The organism is Paraburkholderia sp. BR10882, from assembly GCF_040948855.1.
Lineage (GTDB): Bacteria > Pseudomonadota > Gammaproteobacteria > Burkholderiales > Burkholderiaceae > Paraburkholderia > Paraburkholderia nodosa_A.
On record NZ_JBFPKP010000076.1, the window covers coordinates 1 to 339 of the forward strand.

Annotated in this window: 1 pseudogene; it reads right to left on the minus strand. The window is 71.7% G+C overall.

The annotated features are described in order from the left end of the window. Positions 1–339: pseudogene (locus tag AB3X99_RS40980) on the minus strand (urocanate hydratase); the annotation flags it as partial.

Sequence of the window (339 nt, forward strand, 5' to 3'; positions counted from 1 at the left end):
GCAGCTTGAGGCCTGCCTCGCGCGCGGTCTGCTGCGCGAGTTCGTAGCCGGCATCCGCGTGGCGCATCACGCCCGTGGCCGGATCGTTGAGCAGCACGCGGCCCAGACGCTCGTGCGCCGCCTGCGTGCCGTCCGCCACGATCACCACCCCCGAGTGCTGCGAAAAGCCCATGCCCACGCCGCCGCCGTGGTGCAGCGAGACCCACGACGCACCGCCCGCCGTGTTCAGCAGCGCATTGAGCAGCGGCCAGTCGCTCACCGCGTCCGAGCCGTCCTTCATCGATTCCGTTTCGCGGTTCGGGCTCGCCACCGAGCCGGTGTCGAGGTGGTCGCGGCCGA